Here is a 19,247-nt window from a genome sequence, read left to right as displayed (position 1 = left end):
CAGCAACATCGCACTGAACAGGAGGACTTGCTGTGACATCTGCTGTGACGACTTCTCGGCCGGCGCACGTGGCGGCGGTGCCGGGAGATCCCTTCGATCTGGACGTCACCGTCGTCGAATCCAGCCAACTGGTCGGCACGGTGGCCGCTTCTGATGGCGGCTGCCAGGCCACCTGCGGCAGCGGCGCCTGTACCTCCAGCGGCGCCTGATCACCCCACCAGACCCCCGACACGGTGACCCAACCGTGCCGGAAGCCCGCCAACAGGCGGCACACGCAGCGGCTTTGACCGCACAACCTCAGAAGGAGAACCCGCACATGGAGAACGACGAGTTCGACCTCGACATCAGCGTCCTGGAGTCCGGCGACGGCTCGACCACGCTGGTCAACCTCACCGACGACGGCTGTGGCAGCACCTGCTCCAGCCCGTGCGCCACCGCCGTCGCCTGAGCACCCTCCGCGGAATCGACGAGTAGGGAGACCCCACATGGAGGCGAGCACGGTCAAGCAGCAAGCCAGCCCGCCTGCTGCACCGGTCGGTGACCCGTTCGACCTGGACATCAGCGTCCTGGAGTCCGGCGATGGGTCCGCCGTCCTGATCAACCTGACCGACGACGGCTGCAAGCCCACCTGCAAGGGGTCCTGCGCCACCAACGTGGCCTGACCCGTCGCATCAACCGGTGCCGGTCCGCACAATGCGGGTTCGTCGCGCGGGCCGGCACCGCACGGACACGGAACAGGAAGGGCTCATGAACTCGAGGCACGAGGTGCTCTACCAGCGCGCGGACGTGGCGCTCGTCAGGGCCGCCCGCCACACGCGGCTGCCGCTGCCACCGTGGCCGGACGTCACTGGCGACTCTCCGGGCCAAGTGCAGCAGTGGCTTACGTGGCTCCGTGCGCTGTGGGCCCTCGACGAGGTATCGGATGCCGTGGAGCAGGCCAGTCCCTCTCTCGCACGGCACATGGACGCACTGTGCGCGACGACCGCCGTCCCGCAGGCCCGACAGGTCCGCCGGACGCTGGTGTCGATGATCCGGTATGTGCAACGGATGACCGGCCGCGCGACGCCGAACGGCCTGTTCGCCGGAATCGCGCTGGCCACACTCGGGGAACGACCGGACGTGCACTGGGGCCAGTGGCACCGGGCCGTGGCCCGCGCGGACGCCGCCTGGGTCACCGAGGTGATCCGTCGCCTAGAGGCTTGCCCCGAACTGCTACGACGACTCCCCGTGGTGGCCAGCAACACCTCGTTCGTCCGGGGGGACAGATTGATCGTCCCCTACCCTGCCCGATCGCGAAGCACCGGCAAGCCGACGGCAGAGGTGTCCATCAGGTTCACCTCTGCGGTGCGGGCCGCGCTGGACGCTGCGCGATCCCCGATCAGGTACGACCTCCTCGCGGACAAGGTGCAAGCCGGGTTCCCTCAGGTTCCGGAGTCGCGGGTCAGGGAACTGGTCACGAGCCTGATACGGAACGGCGCACTCGTCAGCAGCCTGCACGCCCCTTCCGCCGTACTTGATCCTCTCGACCACCTCGTACGGCAGCTGGACGCCGTCCACGCCGACGACGTAGCGCCCGTGGCTGACCTGCTCACCGACCTGCGAGCGGTGCGCGACACCGTGGCCCAGCACAACCAGGCCCTCACGCCAACGGACGGACGGCGCCTGCGCCGCGCGCTCTGCCAGAAGATGAAGGAGGTCGCCGCCGCAGATCACCCGGTGGCGCTGGACCTGCGCATGGACTGCTCGCTTGTACTGCCCACCCAGGTCGCATGCGAGGCGGAGCAGGCAGCCACCGTACTGGCCCGCCTCACGCCAGCGCCGTTCGGCATGCCCGGCTGGAAGGAGTACCACACCCGCTTCTTCGAGAAGTACGGCATCGGTTCCCTGGTGCCGCTGCGGTACGTGACAGACCCCGATGCCGGGCTCGGCTTCCCCGCCGGCTACATGGACAGCGAGCCGGAGGCGCGCGAGCCGCTGTCCAAACGGGAGCAGCGGCTTCTTGCCCTCGCCCAGGCCGCCGCTCTTGAGGGCCGCGACGAGATCGTGCTGGACGAGGACCTGATCAGCCGCCTTCAGGTCGGGGACCAGGACGGCATGCAGGTACCGCCGCACATGGAGGTCTCCTTCCGCGTCGAGGCCGCTTCGACCAACGCCCTTGCCCGCGGAGATTTCGCGCTCTGCGCGATCCACCCGTCACGCGGCATCGGCACCACGAGCGGGAGGTTCCTCGCGCTCTTGAATGCCGACGACCGAGCGCGCGCCGCCGCAGTGATGGAAGGACTCCCCGTCAACGCACCCGGGGCGCTGCCGGCGCAACTCTCCTTCGCCCCGCTTGACCGAGCGGACTCCAACGTCAGCCGCGTTCCCGAGATGCTGCCAGCCGTCATCAGCCTGGCTGAGCACCGGACCACGGACGAACGCACCATCGACCTTGACGACCTGGCCGTCGGCTGCGATCGGCGCAGGCTCTACCTCGCCTCCCTCTCACGCAAGTGCCTGGTGGAACCGCACGTAATGCACGCCCTGGACCTACGGGCCCACACACCGCCCCTCGTCCGATTCCTCGCCGAGTTCAGCCGCTCCCAGTCCGCAGTCGTCACCGACTTCTCGTGGGGAGCCGCCGCAGCCCTGCCCTACCTCCCGCGCGTGCGCTACAGGCGCGCTGTCCTCGCGCCCGCCCGCTGGCTGATCCACGCCTCCGACCTACCCGACCGAGCCGCGACATGGGACGAGTGGCACACGGCTGTTGGCCGGTGGCGCACGCAACGCCGCATGCCCGAGACCGTTGCCCTGACCGAAGGCGATCAGCTTCTCCCGCTGGACCTCTCCGAGAGCGCCCACCGCGCCGTACTGCGCGCCCACCTCGCGACGGCTGACACCGCCGTGCTGACGGAGACTTCCCCCGACGGAGGCGGCTGGTTCGCAGGCCGCGCCCACGAGATCGTCATCCCCATGAGAGCCACCCGCGCCCCGGAGTGGCCAACGGTTCCCCCCGTCACCGCGGACCGCCTGCTCACCCGCGACCACGGACACCTGCCCGGCACCAGCCCCTGGCTCCTGGTCAAGCTCTACGGACACCCGGAACGACACGCCGAGATCCTGTCCCAGCACCTACCCGGCCTCCTCGCCCAGTGGGAGACCCCACCGACATGGTGGTTCATGCGCTACCAAGATCCTCGACCGCACCTGCGGCTACGGATCGCCACCCCCGAACCCACGTATGTGGGGCAGGCCGTCACGCACATCAGCGACTGGGCCGCGCATCTGCGCCGCGCCGGCCTGGTGAACGATATGCAGTTCGCCACCAACTACCCCGAAACCGGGCGCTGGGGCACGGGTCCGCTGATGAGCCTCGCCGAAGACGTCTTCGCCGCCGACTCCCGCGCCCTCGCCATGCAGTTCGCCCAGCCGGGCCGCCCACATCCACGAGTCCTCGCCACAGCGAACTTCGCGTCCCTCGCCACCGCCTTCACCGGCGGCGTGGCCGAAGCGATGGAGTGGCTGTCCAGATACGGGAAGATCACAGATCCGCGCCCACTCGACCGGCAGGTCCTTCCCGAAGCGGTCCGCCTGGCTGACCCGACCGACGACTGGGCGGCCTTGCGGGCCCGCGCCGGCGGGGAGGCCATCACCGCGGCCTGGGCACAGCGAGACCAAGCCATCGCGCGGTACCGGTCCCGGCTGCGCGAATCCGACCTCGATCCCCACCTCGTGCTCGATTCGCTCCTGCACGCCCACCACATCCGGGCCACTGGCATCGACAAGGACGACGAGCGCATGTGCGTCCGGCTGGCCCGCGCCGCAGCCCTGGCCTGGACGGCACGGAGGGGAAACAACCATGGACCTGCGTGAGACCGCCCGCCTCGCAGCCGGAGCCATCGCCGACCGGCTCGCCGCCCCGGACGACGTGCGCGACCTCGACCTCAAGCAGGGGTGGTGGCCACAATCCCTCGCGCACGGCGCCGTCGGCGTGGCTCTGCTGCACATCGAGCGTGCCCGCGCCGAGCAGGGCCCTTGGCAGCGCGTACACGACTGGCTCGCCTGCGCGGTCGACGGCGGAGCCGTTGGCGGAGCGGACGCCCACCTCTACTACGGAGCGCCCGCGCTCGCCTTCGCCCTCCACTCCGCCGCCGACCGCCCCGGACGGTACGCCCGCGCCCTGAGCACACTCGATACACACGTAACGAACCTCGTGTGCACGCGACTTCGCGCCGCCCACGACCGCATGGACCACGGCGAGTTCCCCGAGCTGGCGGAGTTCGACACGATCCGCGGATTCAGCGGCCTGGGCGCGCTGCTGCTGCATCGCGGCACCAACCCCGATCTCCTGCGGAACGTCCTCACCTACCTGGTGCGGCTCACCGAGCCGGTCAAACACGACGGCGAACTCCTCCCCGGCTGGTGGAGCCACCTTGCCCCCTCCGGCAAACGTTCCCCTGACTACCCGGAGGGCCACGCCAACAACGGCGTGGCCCACGGCATCGGCGGCCCCCTGGCACTCTTGGCCCTCACCGCCCGCCAGGGCATCACCGTGCCCAACCAGAACGAAGCGATCACACGCATTCTCAACTGGCTGGACCGATGGCAGCAGGACGGACCAGCTGGACCGTGGTGGCCGTACTGGATCACCCGCGACCAACTGCGCAACGGCCAACCCGGCCCCGGTCCCTCCCGCCCATCCTGGTGCTACGGCACCGCAGGCTTCGCACGTGCCCAGCAGCTCGCCGCCCTCGTCACCGGCGATACCCACCGCCAACACCTTGCCGAGACCGCCCTCCAGCAGGCCATGACCGATCCAGGCCAACGCAATGCCACCGTCGACCTATCCCTTTGCCACGGCTTCGCCGGACTGGCGCACATCACGCAACTCGCCGCCGCCGATGCGATCACCCCCGGCCTCACCGACTGCCTGCCCAGCCTGCTCGCGCCGATCACCGGCACCGCCCCCGACACCCTTGTCCACACGCTGTGTAGCCCGGCCGACGGCGGAGACATCGGACTCCTCGAAGGAGCCGCAGGCACGGCGCTCGCGCTCCACGCCTTCTCCACCGAAGGCCCCTCCCTGTCCGGCTGGGACAGCTGTTTCCTGACCAACTGACCTGGAGAGACACACATGGCTCCGGAAGAATGGCCGCAGCGCGTCCTGACCTTCACGGCATGGGACCAAGCGGAGACAACGGCCGCACAGCACCTGCTGCCCCTGCTGGCCGCCAACAACGCCGAGCTGGCCCACTGGTCGTTCCTGCGGAAGTTCCCCACCTGGCGGCTGCGATACCGCCCCGCCGGTCCGGCCGCGGCCAAGCGCCTGGACCTCGCACTGGATGAACTGGTCTCGGCCGGCGCCCTCGCCTCCTGGAAGCCGGGGCTCTACGAGCCGGAGGAAACCGTCTTCGGAGGACCGGCCGCCATGGCTGCCGCACACCTCCACTTCCACGAGGACAGCCGCCACATCCTCGAACACCTCACCCGCCAGCAGTCTGGAAAGCCCGACCCACTTGGCCGACGGGAGCTGGCCGTCTTGATGCTCAGCGTGGCGATGCGCGCTGCCGGCCTCGACTGGTACGAGCAGGGCGACGTGTGGGCGAGGGTCGCGGCTGAGCGAGACGGCGGCATAGCAGCGTCCGACCGGATGAGGGCATCCGTGCAGCGACTCATGACCGTCGACGTCAGCCCGTCCAGCAGCCTCGCCCGCGACGGCCGACTGGAGACGCTGACCGACTGGATCAACGCGTTCGACGCCCTCGGCCGCCGACTCGCCGACCTCCACCACGGTGGGGAACTCCAACGCGGCCTGCGGGCCGTACTCGCCCACCACGCCATCTTCCACTTCAACCGACTGGGCCTCCCCCGGGAGGAACAGCACACCTTGTCAACACTCGCGAAAGAGGTAGTCATGGGAACGAGCGACAGCGCCGCGTTTACCCCCAGCACGACGTCACCGACCACTACGGTCAGCGACGTGAACAGTGACACCATCGAAGCCAGCGCCGCCGACGACCTGCGTACTCAGCTCATCGACCGGTTGGTTACAGAGGGCTCGGTTCGCACGCCTCGCGTGGAGGAGGCGATGCGGACGGTACCCCGCCACGTCTTCGTCCCCGATGCTCCGCTGGAGGCGGCGTACAGCAACGCGCCCGTCAACATCAAGTTCGACGACAGCGGCGCGTCCATCAGCTGCGCCTCCCAGCCCGACATCGTGGCGATCATGCTCGAACAGCTGGAGGCGAAGCCGGGGCACAAGGTGCTGGAGCTGGGCGCCGGCACCGGCTTCAACGCGGGACTCCTCGGCTACCTGGTCGGCGAGAAGGGCCACGTCACCACCGTCGATGTGGACGACGACCTGGTCGAAGGCGCCCGCGCCGGACTCGTTGCTGCGGACATCGACAACGTCGAGGTCATCCTCGGCGACGGCGCACTCGGTTACGCGCCGAACGCTCCCTACGACCGCATTGTCGCCACGGTCGGCGCCCACGGAGTCCCGCACGCCTGGCTCGACCAGCTCGCCCCCGGCGGACGACTCCTTACCCCGCTGCGCCTCCGCGGCAGCGTCTCGCGCTCGATCGCCTTCGAGCGGGCCGAGGACGGCGCCTGGCGCAGCGTCGGCTCCGAGATGAACACCTTCATGCCGCTGCGACGCGGCATCGCGGACGACCCGCGCCGCTTCGTGCAGCTCACCGACGACGGCTCTGTGACCCTCGTGACCAACGGCGACCAGGTCGTCGACGCCGAGGCCCTGGCCGGGGTACTGGGTCAGACCCGCGCCGAGGCATGGACCGGCGTGAACTTCCGGGGGCCGGAGTCGGCCGAGTGGCTGGAGCTGTGGCTGACCTGCACAATGCCGAACGGCCTCAGCCGGATGCCCGCAACCCGAGAGGCCATCGACCGGGGTGTGGTCAGCGCCCCGTACGCGAGCTCCACCGCCGTGTTCGAAGGCGGCACGCTGACGTACCTCACCCGCCGTGCGGCCGCCGAGAAAGCCCCGGACGGTGCCACCCTGTACGAGTTCGGTGTCATCGGCCACGGGCCCGAGGCGCAGGCCCTCGCCGACCAGGTCGCCGAGCAGATCCGCGCCTGGGACCGCGACTACCGCAGCCGCGAGGTGCGGTTCGAGATCCAACCGGTCGACACCGCTGCACTCGCACCGAAGCCTGGCCGCTTCGCGCTCGACAACGCACTCAACCGCCTGATCATCGAGTGGCAGTGAGATGGACGCCAACCGGATAGCACAGCGGTTCCCGCTGGTCGCTCGTCCGCGCCCCGCGTGCCCGCCGCTCTCCGAGCGCGTCAAGGAGATCAGCACCCTGGCTGAGACCGCTCACCAAAAAGGCGGTCTCAGCCAGGCGGCCACAGCGATGAACAAGTCGGCCCTGATCGCCAGTGACTGCGGTCTTCCGAACCTGGCACGCGAACTGTGCTGGCGCCACGCCGAGATCTACCTGCGCGCCCAGCCGTTGGGCGCGCAGGAAGCGCGGTATGCCTTGGAACCTCTCGTCAACCTTGCCCGTCTGCACATCCGAGATGGCGAAGGGGAACATGCCTACCGGCTCCTCGACACCCTGAACCGCGCGGTAAAGAGCAAAACCAATCTGCTCTTTGAGGATCACCTTGTATCGTTCCGGAATCTCACGGCCACAGCAGAGGATCACCGAACCGTGTGCCAGTGGCTGTGGACGGTGCTGCTGGGCGATGGAACGCGCGCGCTCGTCGCAGCCAAGCAATGGGACCGAGCACGGGCGCATGCTGTGCAGCACAAAGGAATTGGCCGTCGCCTTTTCGACGGCCGCCAGGTGGAAATCGTGACGCGCTGCCTCGGGGGAGACCCAACCTCGGCACGCCGGATCATCGACGAGAGCACGCTAACCGAAGCCTGGGAACACCCCGTTGCGGCATGTCTTACGGTGCTCTGCCTCATGGTCGGCGGAGGAGTGCCGGAAAGCGCGGGCGAGAAGATGGCAGCGGAGTTCCTGAGTCACGACGCCGGGTCTGAACTGGCCGTCTTCCGCGCACGCGTTGGGCTGACAGTCCTCGACCTCTCCCCGTACTCCAGCCAGGCCGGGGTCGCCCGTCGCCTCGTGAACGACGCGGTGCGTTTCGGAGACGGCTACGTCGCGCGAGACGTCCTCTCGCACGCCGCTTGTTCCGCAGAGATGACCGCAGGAGAACAACGCAGGCTGACCGAGGCGGTCGGCTCCGCTGGGCTGGGATGCGGCGCTATGCCGCACAAGCTGGAACGGGATCTCCTTGATGCCGTGGAGGTGAGCACGACAGCAGTTATGCAACACCTCGTTGGCCGGCATTCTTCCTAGCCTCGACTTCCAGCCCATGACCTCGCTCGAATGGAGACCCACCCTTGACTCCCGTCACCGATCCCACCGTATGGCGGGACGAGCTCGTGAGCCGCCTCGTCGACAGCGGCCACTTGCGGACCCCGGAGGTCATCGCCGCGTTCCGGGGCACCGAGCGCCATCGGTTCCTCCCCGGTATCGATCTTCAGACCGCCTGCGTCGACGACGCCGTGGCGATCAAGCACGACGCGACGGGCGCGATGATTTCCTGCATCTCCGCACCCTCCATCGTCGCCACCCAGCTCGAACAACTGGGTGCCCAGCCCGGCCACAAGATCCTCGAAGCCGGGGCCGGCACCGGCTACAACGCCCGGCTGCTGTCAGAACTCGTCGCTTCCGAAGGCCGCGTGTGGACCGTGGATGTCGACCAGGACCTCGTCGACGGCGCACGGAAGAACCTCGCTCAGGCCGGGGCCGCAAACGTGACCGTCGCGCTGGGCGACGGCGCCGCCGGTCTGCCCGAGCACGCGCCCTTCGACCGCATCCAGTTCACGGTCGGCGCCGGCGACATTCCCGTGCGAATTCTCGACCAGCTCGCCCCCGGTGGACGCCTCGTCATCCCGATGCGGATTCGCGGCAGCATCTCCCGCAGCTTCGCGTTCGAACGCGACGGCCAGACCTGGCGGACGGTCTCAACAGAGATGATGACATTCGTCCCCCTACGCAAGGGCATCTGCGACGACGTCTGCACCATGGTCGACATGGCAGGTGAGGGCGACGTGCGCCTGGAGACCTACAGCGAGCAGAACGTCGACCGCGAGGCGATCCGCACCGCCCTCGACCAGCCCCCAGCCGAGATCTACACCAACGTGAAGTTCCGCAAGGGCGACTCCTACCAGTGGCTCTACCTGTACCTGGCATACCTGTTGCCGAACGGCCTGTCCCGGATGCCGGGCTCCCGCACCGGCCTCGTCCCGAACTTCGGCTGGGGCTCGATGACCGCACTCGATAATGACACCTTGGCCTACCTCACGAAGCAGGAAGGCGATGACGAGCACGGCCATTTCTGGCAGATCGGGGTCATCGGCCACGGCCCTCGCGCCACCGAGCTAGCCGACCAGGTCGCCACCGAAATCAGCGAGTGGAACCAAAACTGGGGCAACAACGCACCCGAACCCAGCTTCCGCATGGCCGTCGGTGATGCCCGCAACCAACTGACAGCCTCTGAGCCCCGTTTCGTCATGGACAAGCCCTGCAGCCGCCTCGTCGTCGACTGGCCCCGCAGGAGTTGAACCGACGATGCCATCACAGCAACGGAGAGAATTTCAGCGCCGTTGACCAGCATCACCGAACATGCAGCGCAGCGGTATTTCCCTTCTGGGTGCCAACACCCTTGCGCAGCGTGCATTTTTCACAAGCTCGTGACCTGAGAGCATCGATTACTTCCCTGATCTACCTGTAAAATCAACGAAGGCCGGAAACGGTCACCCGGGCGTCGCGGACATGACGCGAGACGACAAGTCTGCGCCCCCGGAGGACATCGTGCCCGCCCCGTTTCCCGCCTTAGCCGGTATGACGGCCCACCTCGGCCGCGCCCGACGCAATGCGGTCACCAGCTACGCAGGCGCGCCATCCTTCAGGCGCGCTGACGCCTCAAGTCCCGCAGTCACGCGGGTCATTGCCGCTGCCCCGAAGGGTAACGCGGGGTCCCTCGGACGCACTCACCTGGCAGAAACCCAATTCCGTGAGCATCACTGTCTCCCTGGTTGTTGTGCTGGCCGTCATGGTGTGGCTGCTGATCCGCAAAGGCGGCCTCAAGGCCGGCCACGCAATTGCGGCCATACTCCTCGGCTTCTATCTCCACGACAGCTCGCTCGCTCCGTCCATCAGCCGCGTCGTGCAGAGTGCGGTCGAGACGATCAGCGAGATCCGCATATAGACCGGCCGCCGGGGCACCCCCGTGGGCCCGGACCATACGCCGCCTCCCCCGTCGGCTGCGGTCTGGCGCGCGTGCCCCGGCGGCCACTCCCACGCGAATCCCGGCCTGCTCGCCACGGTCCGCGCACCCGGTGCGGATGCGCTGATCGCTCTTTCCCTGCCAGCCATTCCCTCCTCCCTGCCAGGACCACGTTCCGCGAGGTCACCAATGTCTGATCTGTCATGCCCGCGACCCATCGGTCACCGACGTGGCCAGCGCCGGCGTGCGCGCGGCGCCGAGCCGCTACGCACCGAGAAGGGGCTGCGCCTGCGGCTGCGGCTTCTGGTGCTCGTGCCCGCCCTCTTGGTCACGGCGATCTTGTGTATGGCGGCTGACGTCGGCACGACGGCACGCGTCCATGTGGATGGCTGGATCATCGGGGCGGTGGCAGCAGCCGCTGGCCTGGCCGTGCTGGTCTCCGCGGACTGGCTGGCCGTTCGCACGGCGGCTGAGCTGCACCGGCAGCGCAGCGAGTACAGCGATTCAGTGCATGGCTGGCTGCGGCACTTCCAGGCGGGTGTGGACGAGGGACGCAAGAGCATCAGCGATGCTCTGGAGAAGCTCGACCGGGGCGAGCGGCCTTCCCCTCCCGACTTCTCCCCAGCACAGGCGAAGCCCGAGGGCAACCCGTGGAAAGAAACCGAGGCCGCTCTGTTCCAGCTGCACGCAGAAACGTGGCGGGCGGTGGTGAACGGGCGGCAGACGGAACTGACACAAGCGCTTGTCTATCTCGCCGGGGGCTTGACCCTGCTGCTCGTACGCGCGCTGGGCACCGTGACGGAGCTGACCAAGCAGGTCCAGGACCCGGACGTGCTGTATCGGGTGTTCGACGTCAACAACCTGCTCAAGCGCATGCGTCGGTCGGCCGGACGGCTGGCGGTCCTGGGCGGTGTGAAGGCCCGCCAGCTGAACCAGCCGATCGGGCTGGTGGATCTGCTGCGGGGCGCGTCGGGGGAAATCGAGAAGTACGCCCGGGTCCGCATGCACACGTCCACCCTGGATGTGCGGATACCGGGCTTCGCGGGACCCGACCTGATCCACCTGCTGGCCGAGCTGGAGGAGAACGCCACGCTCTGCTCGCCACCGGACAGCAAGGTCATCGTGCGCGCGACGAGGGTCACCGCCGGCCTGGCCGTGGAGGTCGAGGACCGGGGCATAGGTATGGCCCAGGGCGAACTCGACCGCTACAACCGGATGCTGGCCAAGCCGCAGGACACGGACCTCGCCGAGCAGCTGGCCCAGCGCCAGACCGGCCTGCTCGTCGTGGCCAAGCTCGCCCGCCGGTACGGCATCCAGGTGCAACTGCAGAAGAACCTCATGCACGGCACCACAGCGCTCGTGGTCGTGCCGGACAAACTCCTGCTCTGGCGGCACGAGTCGGCGGCCCTGCCGCCGGCTCAACCTGCCGCACACGGTGCTGCTGCTCCGGCCCCGGAAACGGAATTCGCGGGGCATCCCGGCCCCCGGCCGACTGGCGGTCCCAGGCCCAGTCCCCCCGCTCCGGCCCCGGCAGGAACGGCGCCCTTGCCCTACCGTGCCGCGCGGCATACCCCGGCGCAGCACCCCGTCGGTTCGGCAACGATCAGTGCCACGCCACCGCCGGGCCCAGGACACGACACGCGCCCCCGACTGCCGCAGCGGACACCACAGGCGACGGTCCATGAGCCTGCGGCCCCTACCGCGCCAGAGGCCGCACCCGCCTCACTGTCGCCGCCGGATCCCGCCTTCGTCAGCAAGTTCGCCCAGGGCGTGCACCGCGCGGAGCAAGCCGAGGCAGACGGCGTGGCGCAGCCGTCCGAGGAGAGCGCGAGATAGCCGCTGGCTCCCCGCCTCCCGACCACGTCCTTCGTGCCCGCCTTCACGCCTGGGCACCAGCCGTACAGCGTACGAAGATACGGAGAATTCGATGACCACCGACTCGACGACAGTCAAGCCGGAAGAGATTGTGGACCAGCTGCTCAACGACCTGGCCCAGGTGCCGGATGTGACCGGAGTCCTGCTCGCCTCGCAGGACGGTCTGCGGCTGGCTCATGCAGGACCGGGAATGGACGGCACTCTGGCGGACCGCCTGGCCGCAGTGATCAACGGCATGTACTCGATCGCCAACGGTGTCGACGACGGCAAGGGCCGTGTCGAACAGGTCCTGGTCAGGAAGAACAACTGGATCCTGTTCATCATGAGTTCCGGGAGTCCGCCGGCCGTGGTGGCGCGGAACGCGGGACGTGACCCGGACAAGGTCGAAAGCGTGTTGGGCGTGCTGACCAACACGCGGGCGGACGAGGGTGCCGTCGGTTTTGCGATGGTCAACCTGATCCAGCGGATGGGCGAGTTGCTGGCCACACAGGCACGCGTGGGCGGGGCCCCTTCCGGTGACGGCCAGTGAGATGGCGGCCGCAAGCGGCCCGGCCTGGACCGTCGAGGACACCGAGGCCCCCAGCCTTTATGTCCTGACCGGCGGCCAGACCAAGCCCACACACGACTTGCAGCTCGAGACGCTGCTGTGGGCCGAGGGAGAACCGCCCTCCGGCCAGCCACCAGAAGCCGAGCAGGCCATGGCGTTGTGCCGGGAGCGGCCCCTGGCCGTCGCCGAGATCGGCGCCCTGATCGGGCTGCCGTTCCAGATCACCAGGATCCTCATGTCCCGGCTGATCGACATCGGTGCGCTGAGCGCCGTGACCGCCGCAGGCTCCGCCGACCTTCCCGACGTTGCTCTCCTGAAGGCCCTTCGCGATGGACTCCTCAAGCTCTGACCTCGGACTCTCACGCCCGCTCGCCGACGCGAGGCCCACCTCTGTCAAGATCGTCGTCGCCGGCGGGTTCGGCGTCGGCAAAACCACCTTTGTGGGCGCCGTCTCCGAGATCACCCCGCTGCGTACCGAGGCCGTGATGACCGCCGCCTCGGAGGGCGTGGACGACCTCACGCTGCTGTTCGACAAGAAGGCGACCACCGTCGGCATGGACTTCGGCCGAATCACCTTCCCGCAGCTCAACACCATCCTAATGCTGTTCGGCACGCCAGGACAGACCCGGTTCTGGTTCATGTGGGACGAGCTCACGCGAGGCGCCCTCGCCGCGGTCGTCCTCGTCGACACCCGCCGTCTCGACGAAAGCTTTCCCGCGGTCGACTACTTCGAGCGACTCGGACTGCCCTTCCTGGTCGCCGTGAACGAGTTCGACAACGCCAGCCGCTACGACCCCGACGAGGTCTCCTCCGCACTCGCCCTGCCGGCCACTGTTCCGGTCATGCTGTGCGATGCCCGCAAGCGGGCGGACGCGGCCGGCGTCCTCGGCCGACTCGTCGACCACGCGCTCATCCGCTCGCATGCCCCCGCCAACCTCCTTCAAGGAGCACAGCTGTGAACCCCCACGCTCAATCCGACCTCCGGTCCGCCACCGGCTCCGACATCGACTGGCAGAGCCACCTGCCCGAATTCCTCGACCCCGCAGCTCCGCCCGTCGGCGCCTTCGACGCATTCGCCCAGCAGGTCGCCGCCGCGGCAGGCACTCCGTACGCGATGCTCAACTGGGTCGGCAGCGAGCAGTTCTTCCTCGGTCTCGCCAACCCCGCAGGGGGCGAACTGCCGGTGGTGGGCCGCACCATGCCACTGACCCACGGCTTCTGCCCGCACGTCGTCCAGCGCCGGGGCTCGCTGGTCCTGACCGACGTCCTCGACTTCGACGAGTTCGCCGGCAACCCGGTCGTCGACGAGATCGGGGTCCGCGTGTATGGAGGAGCCCCCCTCATCGACGAGCGTACGAACCATGTCTGGGGCACGGTCTGCGTGGTCGGCACCGAGCCGCGCGACCGCGCGGAAGGCCGGCCGCTGTGGGCCCTCATCGACCACTATCGCGACCTCTTCATGACCGAGTTCTACCGGCGCACCAGCGCCTAGCAGCACCCGCGCGCCCGGCCGCAGCACCCGCGACCACCACCCCCAGGGGGAGACAACGATGCCCACGATGTCGTCCACGACTCCGGATCTCACGCCCGACTACGAAGCCCTGGTCCAGCACTTCGACGAGTTCGCAAACGCCGAAGTCACCCCCCGAGTCCAGCGCATGGAGTCCTCCCCTCACGCCGTGGAACGCGACCTGGCCCTGCTCATGGCCGAGCAGGGATGGTTCGGCGCCACGATCCCCCGCCAGTACGGCGGTATGCATGCGGGACATCTCGCCAAAACCCTCATGATCCAGAGAATGGCGCGGGCCTCGGGCGCGGCCGGCGCCATCCTGCAGGCGAGCCAGCTGCCCGTATCGATGATCATCCACTTCGGCAGCGACGAGCAGAAGGCCCTGCTGCTGCCCCAGGTCGCCTCCGGGGACACGCTGCTGTCGATCGCGGTGACCGAAGAAGAGACCGGCAGCCACGTGCTCGGCATGGAGACCACCGCCCGCCGCGAGGGCAGCGACTGGATCATCGACGGCAGCAAGGTCCATATCGGCAACAGTCACATCGCCCACGTCCACTGCGTCGTGGCCCGCACCGACTCCGCCGACACGGCCGGCTCCCGCGCCCTGACTGCCTTCCTCGTCGAACACGACCGCGACGGACTGACCGTCGAACCGCACCGGTCCGCCCTCGGCCTGCACGGCTTCAGCTTCGGCAAGCTCACTTTCGACGGCGTACGAATACCCGAGGCCAACGTGATCGGCGGCGTAGGCGACGGCAAAGACATCGCCTACAGCAGCAGCATCCTCTATGGCCGGCCCAACCTCGCCGCGGTGTCCCTCGGCATCCACGAAGCGATCGTGGAATGCGTGACCGACTTCCTTGAGGGGCGCCGCCGCTACAACGGCACCCTCGCCGACCTTCCCGTCCTGCGCGACCGGGTCGGCGACATGAAGTCCCGGCTGATGGCCAGCCGCGAGCTCGCCTACCTCGCCGTACGCATGCTCGACTCCGGCCGCAGCTGCGATGACCGGCTCATCAACTCCAAGTACCTCAACCATAAATGGGCCGTTCAATCGGGCCAGGACGCCATGGAACTGCACGGCGCCCACGCCTTGCGCACGGACTACGCCCTCCAGCGGCTATGGCGGGACGTCCAGCACACCTACTCGCCCGCCGGAACCGGTGAAGTACAGCGCCAGCGCCTGGCCGAAACCGAGCTCGGTGCCCCTCCCGTCCAGTGGTCCGAACGGCTCGCCGCCAAAACCTCGCTCTTCCTCCCCACCAGCACAGCCGCCTGACTCCCGAGCGCCTTCCCTTCCTCTCCTACTCAGCCGACACGGAGCACCTCCATGACGAGTACCACTCCCGCCGTACGTACGGCCGAAACAGATGTGTCCGCGTTTGTGGTCGGGGCGCGGCGGGAGCTGGACAGCATTGCAAACCGGGGCATCGTCTCCGCCCCACGTGCCGTCGCCGACACGCTCACCACGCTGGAGGAGCTCGCCCCCGCCCTCATTCCTCACGCCCTGGCCCTCGCCGCAACGCTCGATGAAAAGGAACGGTCCGACCTGCACGAGCTCATCGAGCGGACCGAGCGCCGCGCCGCCGCTCGGCCGCGGGCAGACCTGGCATACGAACATCTGCTGGTGCTGGTCAGCCAGTTGCAGGAGCTGCTGCGCCAGCTGGAGCGAGCGCACGGCATCTCCTGCCGAGGCACACAGGCAGGCGGCGCCAGGCGCCGCGGCGACCAGGGCTCAACCGGACCACAGATATAACGACTCGCTGCTCGAACCCGAAGAGGGAGATCCGTTGACCTGCGACGACACTGAACTCCGCGTTGCCTGCTGGAACCTTGAGCACAACGGCGGCAGCGGACAGCTGCGACGTCTTCCATCCAGCCCATGGTCCACATGCGCATCGGCCGTCGGCATTTCGGCCACGGTCGCCATCTGGTGGGACCGCCTGAATCAGCGGCCGGTGACGTGCGGGCCACGAGATTAGGCGGCTGGGATATGACTCAAAACGTGCGTTCGAAGCCGGACGTCGCGTCGTTGTTCCGGTCGTCATCAGCTATCCCCCAAGTCGGCGCCGGAGGTGCCCAGTTGCCTGTAGTTCAGGCTCCCCCGAACGATCTCCGAGCGGCCCTATGGCCGTTTGCGTTCGCCTTCCGGTTTACCGACAGGGCGAGGGGAGGTAGCTGGTGAGCGCCGAGCCCACATCTCAGGCGTCTGACGGCGCGGCGTCGCGCCGATTGCCGCCTCCGCCGCCCGCCGAGCTGCGCTACGGCGGCCGGTACGCCAAGAACCCCCTGACAGACGCATCGTTCGCGCAGATGTGCAGGCGGCTTCCGTCAGTGCTGGCGCAGACCGCACGGATGGCGTGGGCGATCGACCGGTCGGCGGTGCTGCTGCTGGCGGGCTGCCAGCTGGCCATCGGCGTGAGCGCCGCCGTACTGCTCACCGCCACATCCCGCGCGATGCACTGGATCCTCGCCGACGGCGAGGTGGCCGACCGGCTCCACCAGGCGCTGCCGGCCCTGCTGGTCCTCGCCTGCGCCTCAGCGGCAGGGCGGGTGGCGACCGCCCTGTCCTCGTACGCGGACGGCCGGATCACCCCGCGGTTGACGACCGAGTCCGACTGCGCCCTGGTGGCGGCGGTGTGCCGGATGGAGGCCGCCGCGCGGGCGGAGGACGGCTGCGCGGACCGGCAAGAGGCGGCGGAGATGGGGGTGGTCCGCAGCCACGTGATGGTGCAGGACGCCACCCGGTTCACCGCCGCTGTCGTACGTATGGTCAGCGCGAGCGGGGTGCTGTCGGTGCTGCACCCGCTGTTGCTGCCGCTGTTGCTGCTCGCCGTCGTCCCCGCCGGCGTGGGCGCCGTCCTGCACGCCCGTGTCAGCTACGAGACGCACTACGCCAACGTGGGCGACCGCAATGTTCGGCAGAACCTGCGCGGCTGGGCGACCAGCGTGAAGTTCACCGATGAGATCCGCGCCAACGGCATGACCTCGTACCTGGTGTTCTGGTACCGGTCGATCTCGGAGCGGATCGACGCGCGCACCCTCGCCGCGGCGCCGAAGATGTTGCGGATCGTGCTGGTCAGTTCGGCGATCGGCGGCATCTTCCTCGTCGCCACCTGGGCGGGTCTCGCCTGGCTGGCGGCCAGCGGGCGGATCGAGCCGTCGATCGCCGCGACCGCGGTCATCGCGGTGCAGACCGCGCTCGCCGCCCTCAGTCAGCTCGTCATCTACGGCGCAGCCATGTTCCACACCTCCCTCTACCTCGCGGACATGGGCGGCTTTCTCGACTACGCCGCCGAACGCGCGCCCAACCGGGGCGAGTTCACGCCGAGTCGGCCGGTGGAGGAGATCCGCCTCGACGAGGTCGTGTACCGGTATCCGGGCAAGGAGACTCCGGCCGTGGCGGGAGTGTCGCTGGCGGTGCGCAGCGGCGAAATCCTCGCCGTGGTCGGCGAGAACGGCTCGGGGAAGTCCACCCTTACCCGGCTGCTCGCCGCCATCTTCCTGGCCGACAAGGGCATGGTCTCCTGGAACGGCCGCGACGTCGCCGACCTCGACCCCGACAGCCTGTGGGACCTGTCCGGGCTGGTGCCGCAGAACTTCGCGCACTGGCCTCTGTCCGTCCGCGACAACGTCACCCTCGGCCAGCCCCGCGAGGCGGGCGACGACCTGGTGTGGCGGGCCTTGGAGGAGGTCGGGCTGCGGGACGCCGTCGAGGAACTCCCCGACGGCCTGGACACGCTGCTGGCCCGGGAGCTGTGGGGCGGGACGGAACTCTCCGGTGGGCAGTGGCAGCGCCTGGCATGCGCGCGGGCCCTGTATCGCAGGTCAAGCCTGCTGATCCTGGACGAGCCTACCAGCCAGATGGATGCCCGCGGCGAGCACGCCATCCTGGAAGAGATCAAGACCATCGCTGCCGGCCGGATCACGATCGTGGTGACCCACCAGCTGGTCAATACCAAGATCGCCGACCGGATCATCGTGATGGAGCACGGCCGGATCGCCGAACACGGGACGTACGACGAACTCGCTTACGGCGGTGGCCTGTTCGCCGAACTTCTGGCCCTGTCCACCGACCGCTGACCCAACTACGTCGCGCCCCGGCCCCGGGGCGCGACGACCCCACCACTTGCCCGCCGTACGGATGGAGGATTCCGTGACCGCACCAGCCGTTACCACGACCACGGCGGCGCTGCTCGTCAGCGCGGACGGCCGCTACCTGCTGCATCTGCGGGACGCGAACAAAAACATCTGCAGCGCCGGACAGTGGTCCCTGCCCGGAGGCCATCCCGAACCCGGCGAAAGCCTCGACGACACGATCGCCCGCGAACTGATGGAAGAGGCCGGCCTGCACATCCCCGACCTCGTCCCGCTCGCCGTCGTCGAGGACATCGACGCCGACGACCGGACCACCAGCCGGGTCCAGGTGTACACCGGGACGTGGGACGGCGACCCCGCCCTGCTGCCCCTCACCGAGGGGATCATGCTGCGCTTCACCGATGCCGAGCAGATCCCGTATCTGACCATGGACCCCGGCACCACAGCCGTCATCCGCCACCACCAGGAGGGTCGACGCCCAGACGGTGATGCCGCCGACGCGTTGCCGGTGCTGCGCCTACGCGATGCCGACACGAAGACGGTGCCGAACGTTATCGGCGTCCATCTGTACCTGGAACGGGACGGCGAGATCCTGCTCGGGTTGCGGCATCCCGACTCCGCCTACGCGCCCCTGGAGCACCACTTCCTGGCCGGTCACTGCGAACGGGAATCCGCCATCGCCTGCCTGATCCGGGAGGCTTGGGAGGAGGCCGGGTTGGTGATCAAGGCTGTGGACGTCGAACTCGTGCACGCCGTCCACCTCGTCGACTCCCCCGGCGCACAGCCGCGCCTCCAGCTGGTCTTCCGAGCCCACCGATGGCAAGGCGAACCCCAGGTCCTCGAGCCGGACAAGTGCGTCAGCTGGGGCTGGTGGCCCGCCGACGCCCTGCCGGAGCCCACCGTCGCCTACACCCGGGCCGCCATCGACGGCATCCGGAGCGGACGCCTCTACACCGAACTCGGCTGGGCCTGACC

General features: G+C 68.7%; 18 protein-coding genes. All 18 read left to right on the top strand.

Annotated features, from left to right (window positions below):
• Positions 1–32: 32 nt before the first annotated feature.
• Positions 33–209 carry an FxLD family lanthipeptide gene (gene fxlA / locus QF032_RS32265; protein ID WP_307058746.1) on the top strand — a complete coding sequence of 59 codons (177 nt, stop codon included), beginning with the start codon at positions 33–35 and terminating at the stop codon, positions 207–209.
• A 107-nt stretch (positions 210–316) separates the two neighbouring features.
• A complete protein-coding gene (locus QF032_RS32260) occupies positions 317–448 on the top strand; it encodes an FxLD family lanthipeptide (RefSeq protein WP_185006852.1) in 132 nt (43 codons plus the stop codon).
• 37 nt (positions 449–485) lie between these two features.
• Positions 486–662 (top strand): FxLD family lanthipeptide, encoded by a 177-nt coding sequence (locus QF032_RS32255; protein ID WP_185006854.1) that lies wholly within the window; start codon positions 486–488, stop codon positions 660–662.
• Positions 663–747: 85 nt separating this feature from the next.
• Positions 748–3,852: a lantibiotic dehydratase gene (locus QF032_RS32250; RefSeq protein ID WP_307058743.1), complete on the top strand. Its 3,105-nt coding sequence runs from the start codon at positions 748–750 to the stop codon at positions 3,850–3,852.
• Positions 3,839–5,098, top strand: coding sequence for a lanthionine synthetase C family protein (locus QF032_RS32245; protein ID WP_307058741.1), 1,260 nt, complete (start codon positions 3,839–3,841; stop codon positions 5,096–5,098). Before QF032_RS32250 ends, QF032_RS32245 begins: the two co-directional genes overlap by 14 nt.
• Before the next feature lie 15 nt (positions 5,099–5,113).
• Complete coding sequence (gene fxlM / locus QF032_RS32240) at positions 5,114–7,204, top strand: methyltransferase, FxLD system (protein WP_307058739.1); 2,091 nt, start codon at positions 5,114–5,116, stop codon at positions 7,202–7,204.
• A gap of 1 nt (position 7,205) precedes the next feature.
• Positions 7,206–8,306 carry a hypothetical protein gene (locus QF032_RS32235; RefSeq protein WP_307058737.1) on the top strand — a complete coding sequence of 367 codons (1,101 nt, stop codon included), beginning with the start codon at positions 7,206–7,208 and terminating at the stop codon, positions 8,304–8,306.
• 44 nt (positions 8,307–8,350) lie between these two features.
• Positions 8,351–9,577: a methyltransferase, FxLD system gene (gene fxlM / locus QF032_RS32230; RefSeq protein ID WP_307058735.1), complete on the top strand. Its 1,227-nt coding sequence runs from the start codon at positions 8,351–8,353 to the stop codon at positions 9,575–9,577.
• 452 nt (positions 9,578–10,029) lie between these two features.
• The gene (locus QF032_RS32225) at positions 10,030–10,224 is read left to right on the top strand and encodes a hypothetical protein (RefSeq protein ID WP_185006866.1); all 195 of its coding nucleotides are present in this window, start codon (positions 10,030–10,032) and stop codon (positions 10,222–10,224) included.
• Between the two features lie 423 nt (positions 10,225–10,647).
• Positions 10,648–12,078 (top strand): ATP-binding protein, encoded by a 1,431-nt coding sequence (locus QF032_RS32220; protein ID WP_307058732.1) that lies wholly within the window; start codon positions 10,648–10,650, stop codon positions 12,076–12,078.
• Positions 12,079–12,169: 91 nt separating this feature from the next.
• Entirely contained in the window at positions 12,170–12,646 is a 477-nt protein-coding gene (locus tag QF032_RS32215) for a roadblock/LC7 domain-containing protein (RefSeq protein WP_185006871.1), read from the top strand.
• A 1-nt stretch (position 12,647) separates the two neighbouring features.
• Positions 12,648–13,013: a DUF742 domain-containing protein gene (locus QF032_RS32210; RefSeq protein WP_185006873.1), complete on the top strand. Its 366-nt coding sequence runs from the start codon at positions 12,648–12,650 to the stop codon at positions 13,011–13,013.
• Positions 12,994–13,623 (top strand): GTP-binding protein, encoded by a 630-nt coding sequence (locus tag QF032_RS32205; protein ID WP_185006875.1) that lies wholly within the window; start codon positions 12,994–12,996, stop codon positions 13,621–13,623. The genes QF032_RS32210 and QF032_RS32205 overlap by 20 nt, the downstream gene beginning before the upstream one ends.
• Positions 13,620–14,156 carry a GAF domain-containing protein gene (locus tag QF032_RS32200; protein WP_373430408.1) on the top strand — a complete coding sequence of 179 codons (537 nt, stop codon included), beginning with the start codon at positions 13,620–13,622 and terminating at the stop codon, positions 14,154–14,156. The genes QF032_RS32205 and QF032_RS32200 overlap by 4 nt, the downstream gene beginning before the upstream one ends.
• Before the next feature lie 58 nt (positions 14,157–14,214).
• Positions 14,215–15,453, top strand: a complete 1,239-nt coding sequence (locus tag QF032_RS32195) for an acyl-CoA dehydrogenase family protein (protein WP_307058728.1) — start codon at positions 14,215–14,217, stop codon at positions 15,451–15,453.
• Positions 15,454–15,504: 51 nt separating this feature from the next.
• Positions 15,505–15,930 (top strand): hypothetical protein, encoded by a 426-nt coding sequence (locus QF032_RS32190; protein ID WP_185006882.1) that lies wholly within the window; start codon positions 15,505–15,507, stop codon positions 15,928–15,930.
• Positions 15,931–16,355: 425 nt separating this feature from the next.
• Positions 16,356–18,257 (top strand): ABC transporter ATP-binding protein, encoded by a 1,902-nt coding sequence (locus tag QF032_RS32185; protein ID WP_307058726.1) that lies wholly within the window; start codon positions 16,356–16,358, stop codon positions 18,255–18,257.
• Positions 18,258–18,330: 73 nt separating this feature from the next.
• Positions 18,331–19,245 carry an NUDIX hydrolase gene (locus QF032_RS32180; protein WP_307058724.1) on the top strand — a complete coding sequence of 305 codons (915 nt, stop codon included), beginning with the start codon at positions 18,331–18,333 and terminating at the stop codon, positions 19,243–19,245.
• Positions 19,246–19,247: the final 2 nt, after the last annotated feature.

The sequence above is a fragment of the Streptomyces achromogenes genome (assembly GCF_030816715.1).
Classification (GTDB): Bacteria; Actinomycetota; Actinomycetes; order Streptomycetales; family Streptomycetaceae; genus Streptomyces; species Streptomyces achromogenes_A.
This window is presented reverse-complemented; position numbering and strand designations above follow the sequence as displayed.

What these genes read in the sequence shown, in the direction of transcription:
- QF032_RS32205 (WP_185006875.1), top strand. Translation starts at nt 12,994, where the DNA reads ATGGACTCCTCAAGCTCTGACCTCGGACTCTCACGCCCGCTCGCCGAC.
- QF032_RS32245 (WP_307058741.1), top strand. Translation starts at nt 3,839, where the DNA reads ATGGACCTGCGTGAGACCGCCCGCCTCGCAGCCGGAGCCATCGCCGAC.
- QF032_RS32210 (WP_185006873.1), top strand. Translation starts at nt 12,648, where the DNA reads ATGGCGGCCGCAAGCGGCCCGGCCTGGACCGTCGAGGACACCGAGGCC.
- QF032_RS32190 (WP_185006882.1), top strand. Translation starts at nt 15,505, where the DNA reads ATGACGAGTACCACTCCCGCCGTACGTACGGCCGAAACAGATGTGTCC.
- QF032_RS32255 (WP_185006854.1), top strand. Translation starts at nt 486, where the DNA reads ATGGAGGCGAGCACGGTCAAGCAGCAAGCCAGCCCGCCTGCTGCACCG.
- QF032_RS32215 (WP_185006871.1), top strand. Translation starts at nt 12,170, where the DNA reads ATGACCACCGACTCGACGACAGTCAAGCCGGAAGAGATTGTGGACCAG.
- QF032_RS32260 (WP_185006852.1), top strand. Translation starts at nt 317, where the DNA reads ATGGAGAACGACGAGTTCGACCTCGACATCAGCGTCCTGGAGTCCGGC.
- fxlM (WP_307058739.1), top strand. Translation starts at nt 5,114, where the DNA reads ATGGCTCCGGAAGAATGGCCGCAGCGCGTCCTGACCTTCACGGCATGG.
- QF032_RS32195 (WP_307058728.1), top strand. Translation starts at nt 14,215, where the DNA reads ATGCCCACGATGTCGTCCACGACTCCGGATCTCACGCCCGACTACGAA.
- QF032_RS32250 (WP_307058743.1), top strand. Translation starts at nt 748, where the DNA reads ATGAACTCGAGGCACGAGGTGCTCTACCAGCGCGCGGACGTGGCGCTC.
- QF032_RS32235 (WP_307058737.1), top strand. Translation starts at nt 7,206, where the DNA reads ATGGACGCCAACCGGATAGCACAGCGGTTCCCGCTGGTCGCTCGTCCG.